6 protein-coding genes and 1 pseudogene are annotated in these 6,576 nt (G+C 58.4%); all 7 read left to right on the top strand.

Going from position 1 to position 6,576, the window contains the following annotated elements; genetic code table 11:
• Positions 1 to 247, top strand: a 247-nt coding sequence (locus WS62_RS26640; RefSeq protein WP_197422866.1) for a transposase, incomplete at its 5' end; no start/stop codon positions are given.
• A pseudogene (locus WS62_RS26635) lies at positions 240 to 914 on the top strand (IS3 family transposase); the annotation flags it as partial. The gene WS62_RS26640 and the pseudogene WS62_RS26635, both read left to right, overlap by 8 nt.
• Before the next feature lie 340 nt (positions 915 to 1,254).
• Complete coding sequence (locus tag WS62_RS26630; protein ID WP_082721311.1) at positions 1,255 to 2,100, top strand: ABC transporter permease; 846 nt, start codon at positions 1,255 to 1,257, stop codon at positions 2,098 to 2,100.
• The gene (locus WS62_RS26625; RefSeq protein ID WP_066577279.1) at positions 2,087 to 2,938 is read left to right on the top strand and encodes an ABC transporter permease; all 852 of its coding nucleotides are present in this window, start codon (positions 2,087 to 2,089) and stop codon (positions 2,936 to 2,938) included. Before WS62_RS26630 ends, WS62_RS26625 begins: the two co-directional genes overlap by 14 nt.
• Positions 2,935 to 3,966 (top strand): extracellular solute-binding protein, encoded by a 1,032-nt coding sequence (locus WS62_RS26620; protein WP_066577277.1) that lies wholly within the window; start codon positions 2,935 to 2,937, stop codon positions 3,964 to 3,966. Before WS62_RS26625 ends, WS62_RS26620 begins: the two co-directional genes overlap by 4 nt.
• 672 nt (positions 3,967 to 4,638) lie before the next feature.
• Entirely contained in the window at positions 4,639 to 4,944 is a 306-nt protein-coding gene (locus WS62_RS35055; RefSeq protein WP_082721310.1) for an H-NS histone family protein, read from the top strand.
• A 352-nt stretch (positions 4,945 to 5,296) separates the two neighbouring features.
• The coding region (locus WS62_RS26615) for a phage late control D family protein (protein WP_197422929.1) at positions 5,297 to 6,576 on the top strand (1,280 nt) is incomplete at its 3' end.

Below are 6,576 nucleotides of genomic sequence, written 5' to 3'. Positions count from 1 at the left end.
AAAGGCTTGGGGGCAATGGATCGAGCAAGCCCGGCAAAGCGGGATTGCCGCGCTGCAACTGTTTGCCCAGCGCTTGCAGGGTTACTGGCACGGCATCCTGGCCCGCTGCCGCCATCCGCTCAATACCAGCGTCGTCGAAGGCATCAACAACACCATCAAGGTCATCAAGCGTCGCGCTTACGGGGAACGCGACGAGGAATATTTCTTCCTCAAAATCCGCGCCGCGTTCCCCGGAATTCCTCGATGAACCAAAAAAAAGCGGCAGCATCCTTCGCGAAGGACCTGCTGTGAGGTATGCCTGGATCGACCGGCAGGTCGGGAAATATCCGCTGTGGTCGCTGTGCTGCGTGCTGTCGGTCAGCGTGAGCGGCTATCGCGCGTGGAAACGCGGCGGCGCGCCGGGGCGAACGCGACTGACGGACACGCAACTGCTGACGATGATCCGGACGGTGCACGCCGAGTACAAGGGTGCATACGGTTCGCCGCGCATGACCGAGGAAATCCGTGAGCGCGGCTTTCCGGCCAGCAAGGAGAGCGTGGAACGGCTGATGCGCGAGAACGGTATCCGGGCCCGGCACGGGCGCTGTTACGGGGTGACGACCGGTTGAATCCGCCCAATACGCGAGTCACGAGTTCCAGCGCAAACTGGCCGCCTGCGGCATGCGCTGCTCGATGAGCCGCAAGGGAAATTGTTGTGACCACGCCCCGACGGAAAGCTTCTTCAACGGCTTGAAGAACGAACGGGTTCACGCCACGCACTACCGGACGCATCAAGACGCGAAGGCCGATCTGTTCGAATACATCGAGTGTTTTACAACCGCAGTCGTCGTCATTCGTCGCTCGGCTTTGTTTCTCCAGGGCGGTTCCTTCGTGACTGGGTCAAAGCTCGGCAGACCAAGGACGCCGCCGCATAACTCGGGACCGTTGGAAGGCGAAAAATCGAGGGAACCTCATAATAATTGCATTAATTTCATATGAAAGAGGCGCTCTCGGTCAATAATCGATATTCCAATATTTCGCTATATGAAATGGGGTGGCGAATTGGTGCTGAGGCTGATCTCTGTAACAACATTGGCGCTTTGAGATAAGAGATTGGCGTGTTCAGCACGCATGTGATCTGTAAATATGGCAACCAATTTGTTACGCTTTCTCCCCGTTGAGCTTACCGATTCGAGGTAATTAGTGGTTTTTCGAGTCTCCATTCTAATTAAATCTAAATCGTGGCGAGCGATTTGCGATCCGATCGTGCTTGTCATGATTTTGGGCGTGATACTCCCGCTCATGGTTCTAGTGGTGGTATCGATCAGCGCTCCTCTCGAATTTGGGGGCGTTGCATGGGGAGATTTCACGATTCGAGCCTATGAGCGCGTCGCGTTCGATCGTGACTGGGACGGTTCGCTTGTACTTCAACAGGGTTACGTGGGCATCTTTCTACGGTCGGCGGTGATGGCATTCTTGACGACTACTGGTTGCGTGGTCGTTGGCTTTCCTACCGCCCTATTTATATCAACCCGCGCACCAATGTGGAAAGCGATCTTGTTGGTGCTCGTCACCATACCGTTCTGGACCTGCGTCGTAGTGCAAATGTGCGGCTGGATTATCGTCATGGCTGACAACGGCCTACTGAGCTGGATCCTTGGCGCGTTCGGCCTGCTTCATGGTTCCCTTGGACTGCTTTACACGGACCTCGCGACTCTGATCGGCCTCGTCTACGCATTCACCCCCTTCATGGTGCTGCCGATTTTCGCGGCACTCGACGAATTCGACTGGCGGTTGGTGGAGGCTGCCTACGATCTGGGCGCGAATAGAGGGGCGGCCCTCATGCATGTGATCGTCCCCGGCTGCCGTCCGGGCATCATGGCGGGCCTTGGGCTCGTCTTTGTCCCGGCGTTGGGTTCCTATGCAATTCCAAGCTTACTTGGCGGCAATCACGCGTTCATGGTGGGCAATCTGATCGACTTCCAGTTCGCCGGTGGCCGCGATTGGCCGTTGGGTGCCGCCATGTCGTTTGTGCTTCTCGGAGTCGTGCTTTTGGCGATGCTCGCGCTGCGACTGACGTCCATACTCCCGCGACAGGAGCACGTTCATGACCTCGCATGAACTGCGTCGTTTTCCACTTACGACCGAAGTTGCGATTGCGGTCCTGCTATTCCTCTACCTGCCGTTGGTGATCGTTGCCTGGATGAGCTTCAATAGGGGACCGTCCGCACTCGTATGGCAGGGCTGGAGCGTTCAGGGCTACGTCGAGGCGTGGTCGGACCCGACTCTCATTCGAGCCGCACAAAACTCGCTGGTTCTAGCTCTATGGTCGATGGTTCTTTCAACCACTCTCGCCACGAGCGCGGCCGTCGCCACATGGTCCCGAAAGAAACATCGCGGCTTTGATCTACGTGGGCTCGTAATCGCCTTGCCGCTTGCGATACCCGAGGTCGTTCTCGCTATCGCCACCATGATGGTGTTCTCCATGATCGCGTTCGAAGTCGGATTTGTTGCGGTCCTGTTTGCGCACGTGGTCTTTTGCGTTCCACTCGCGTATCTACCGATCAACGCCCGCCTGAAGACGATCGACCGGACTTTGCTTGAGGCTGCAGCCGATCTGTCCGCACCTCCGTGGGCGGCGTTTTGGCAAATCACCGTTCCTTTGGCGCTGCCGGGTATCGTGGCAGGAGCACTGCTTTCTTTCGTCGCATCGATGAACGACTACGTCACCAGCTACTTTTTGGCTGGCGCCGGCATGACCACTCTTCCGATGTACATCTTTAGCGCATTGAAGCTCGGAATCACGCCCAAGGTGAGCGCCATTTCGACAGCAATCATTGGGCTTTCGTCGATTCAACTGCTGACGGTCTGGGTCCTCGGTCGGAGAACTGCAAGACGGTTCGAGTCCGAGCGATCTGAGACGTACCACTCGAACATTCAAACGATAGGAACAGTATGAAGAAAATAGTAGGGGCGACGTTGCTTCTTGCTGCCGGAACTGCAGTGGCAGCCGAGCTTCACGTCGGAAGCTGGCCGGACTATTTGCCCGACACGCTGATCAAGAAGTTCCAGAAGGAGACAGGGATCAAGACGACGCTTGACACTTACGCGAGTGACGCAGCGTTGACTCAGAAGCTGCAGTCTGGCGGAGGCGGGTATGACGTCGTGATCGCAGGCGACTATTACGTGCCCGTGCTCGTGAAATCTGGACTCTTGCTCAAGCTCGACAAGAACAATCTGCCGAATATCGCGAACATCAAGCCTGAATATCGCCACCCGTCATTTGATTCTGAGCGGAACTATGCAATGCCGTACACGGTGGTGCTGACCGGCTTCGCATACGATAGTGCACGAGTTCCCGGCGGAAAGCTTGACGACAGTTGGAAGTCGTTCTTCGAGCCGCCCGAAGCATTGCGCGGCCAGATTGGCGATCTGGACGTCGAAGAGGAACTGTACATGGCCGCGAGCTGGTATCTCGGACAGGATGAATGCACCGAGAATCCCGCTGATGCGAAACGTGTACTCGATATCTTGCAAAAGCAAAAGCCGTTCGTGAAGACGTACAGCAATGATGGAACGATCGATCGCCTCGCGTCCAAGCAGATCACGGTGCAGCATATTTGGAACGGGGCGGCAGTGCGTGCGCAGGAGCGCCTCCCGTCGATCAAGTTCATCTATCCGAAGGAGGGTGTGCGTCTGTTCATGGACAGCCTGCTCATTCCAGCAAAGGCTCGCAATGTCGATTCAGCCCACAAGTTCCTCGATTGGATGATGCGGCCGGAGAACATCGCGCAGGTGACGAACGCTATCCGGTATAGCAACGAGATCATCGGCTCCGACCGCTACGTTGATGCAGCGCTGTTGAGCAATCCAGCGGTCAAGACGCCGGAGCAATACAAAGTGCGGCTCAAGCCGTACAAGATGTGCTCGGCCGCCGCGATTCAGCTGCGCAACAAGGTCTGGTTGAAGTTGAAGGGGAACCGATGAACTGCAATGAGACTCAGGTATCTCCCGATACAGCGGATCGGTAACGCGGAAGGAGAACGGACGACGACCATCACGTCTCCGGCCCGCTAGCACGAAGCGGGCAACTCCAATGCAGAAGTCCGAAGAGAACCGGAGGCGGGCGATGCTGCGAACATCGCCCGCCTCCTAACCTAGGTGAACACAATGAGAGACCACCATGGCTGACCGTATTTTACGGCAACATTGGCACACCCGTCCGGTCGCGACGGCGACGATTGCTATCGCCCTCCCAAGATCAACGTCGCGTGCCTCGAATTCGGCGTGCGCGCACCATCGCGTAATCGCGCAGCATCCATCAGAAAGCGTGGCAGCCATCGACCGTCCGATCCGCAGACAGCGTGCATCGCCGCGCTTCAACCATCGTCCAAGCGAGAATTCGGCTATCCCGCCACACGAGATTCGCTGCATTCCCGCGCAGGGCGCAGGCGACACCTAACCGCTTAGCTCGAATCGGCCACCGCCTGCTGCCCTCCGATCTGCCTCGGAGCAGGCGATTTTGCGATCGTCGGGATCGACGATCGTCTTTTTATTCCCATCGTGCTGGTTGATGCACTGCACCCAGCACGCCCGGTCGACTGTTGCGCAACTCAATCGGATGCGCACGCCGGAACGCACGTCAATTGGAGATTCAATGTGGCAACCTATGAAGAACTGAAGGCTCAGCTCGATGCACTCAATAAGGAGGCCGAAGCAGCGAAGCAGCGCGAAATCTCAACGGTACTGTCGGAGATACGAGAGGCTGTCTTGAGATTCGAGATCCGGCCTGAGCAGATTTTTCCGCATTGGACTCGCCTGCGCTCGCCGGACAAGCGACGTGGTCCGATTCCACCGAAATATCGAAACCCAATGACGGGGGAGACGTGGAGCGGTCGAGGCCGAGCTCCGAAATGGATGTCTGGCCTGCCGCGCGACGAATTCGTTATCGATCGGCCTGCGTAACCCGCAACCGAGCGCCGGGACGGTACTCAAACACACACGCTTCTTTGCAACAGCCATAAAAGGAATCGAGCCGGTAGGCAGAGATGTCTTCGCTTCCGAGGTCAATTTCGATGCCACGGGTGCGGCGGCCGGCACTCAGCGCGCCAATACACGGAATAGACCTGTTAGCTCTGACAGGTTTCGCGCCATCTCACCTCATGGCACATCATCGAAGCGATCGTGAACCCTCGTTAATTTGGCGGCCACTTGTCTCGACCTTGCTAAAATTAACGCGCCGTGAGGAGTTTTCGGTCGTCTCTAAAATCAATGCTCCTTCAATTCGAAATCCAAACAGAAACCTGAGAGTCTCGCCGTGACCCATTTGAACGATACGCTACGCGGTTTCGCATCGGGGGCGGTCGATTGGAATAACCGCCCGGTCGCGTTGCACTTTGGTACCGCGCAGGCCGCGATCGGCCATCTCCTCGCGCTGCAGCACGCGAGTGTTCAGGAAGGGCTGATGAGCGGGATCCGGGGGCGTCTGACCTGCGTGTCGACCCACCACGACCTGCCGCCCGGCGTATTCCTCGGCATCCCGGTTTCGATCCGGCTCGTTACCGACCGCGGACAGTTGCACATGGTGAACGCAATCATCCGCGACGTCCAGATCGGACAAAGCGACGGCGAACTCTGCGTGTACCAACTGACCGTGTGCGACACACTGTCGCTGATGGACAAGCGCACCAATTCGCGCGTGTTTCGGAAGCGGAACGTCGTCGACATTCTCACCACGCTGTTCAACGAATGGCAGCAGCGCAGCCCGGCCCTTGCGCGCGCGTTCGAGTTCGATCTATCCGGTCTTCGCGCCGACCGGTATCCGCCCCGCGAACTGACCCGCCAGGTCAATGAATCGGACGCGCACTTCGTGCGTCGCCTGCTGCGTCGCGAAGGGATTACCGCATTTGCAAAGGCCGGTCGGGCGAAGCGCGCGCAGAACGTTCACGACGAAACGCCGGTGCATACGCTCGTATGCTGTGACGATCCGATGTCGCTGCCGGAAGCGCCGGCGGGCACGGTCCGACTGCATCCGCGTGACGCCGGCACCGAGCAGCGCGACACGGTCACGCTGTTCGCGCTGCATCGGCAACTGATTCAGGGCAAGGCCGGTCGGCCGTCATGGGATTACAAGAAGGCCCGAATCGACGAATCGACCGTCGGTTCGAGTCTCGATCAGGGCGAGGCAGGCAACGACCTGGCCAGGTTGCTGACCGACGTCGCGATCGACATCCCGCACGCGGGCGATTCGTGGAGCGATCACGAGCGGCTCACGCACGCGCGCATGCTCGCGCACGAGTTCGAAGCTGAGCGTTACGACGGCGTCAGCGGTGTGCGAGACCTCGCCGTGGGCGCATGGGTCACGCTGACGGGCGACCCGGAATGGGACAGGCCACTTCCCGAAAAACGCCGGTTCGTGATCACGTCGATCGACCACGACATTTGGAACAACCTGCCCAAAGGGCTCAACGAACGCGTACAGGCGCTGTTCGCGGCGAGCCGCAATCTCGCGCACGCAGCCCCTGCATTGCCGGCCGCGCTCGCGAAGGATGCCGACACCCGTTACGAGAACACGTTCACCTGCGTGCGCCGCGGCGT

The sequence above is a fragment of the Burkholderia sp. ABCPW 14 genome, from assembly GCF_001523835.1.
Taxonomy (GTDB): Bacteria; Pseudomonadota; Gammaproteobacteria; order Burkholderiales; family Burkholderiaceae; genus Burkholderia; species Burkholderia mayonis.
The sequence above is the reverse complement of the archived record's forward strand: the minus strand, read 5'-3'. Positions and strand labels throughout refer to the sequence as shown.

Bases quoted from the DNA above. Each gene is read 5' to 3' on its own strand.
- WS62_RS26630 (WP_082721311.1), top strand. From the start codon at position 1,255: ATGATTTTGGGCGTGATACTCCCGCTCATGGTTCTAGTGGTGGTATCG.
- WS62_RS26625 (WP_066577279.1), top strand. From the start codon at position 2,087: ATGACCTCGCATGAACTGCGTCGTTTTCCACTTACGACCGAAGTTGCG.
- WS62_RS26620 (WP_066577277.1), top strand. From the start codon at position 2,935: ATGAAGAAAATAGTAGGGGCGACGTTGCTTCTTGCTGCCGGAACTGCA.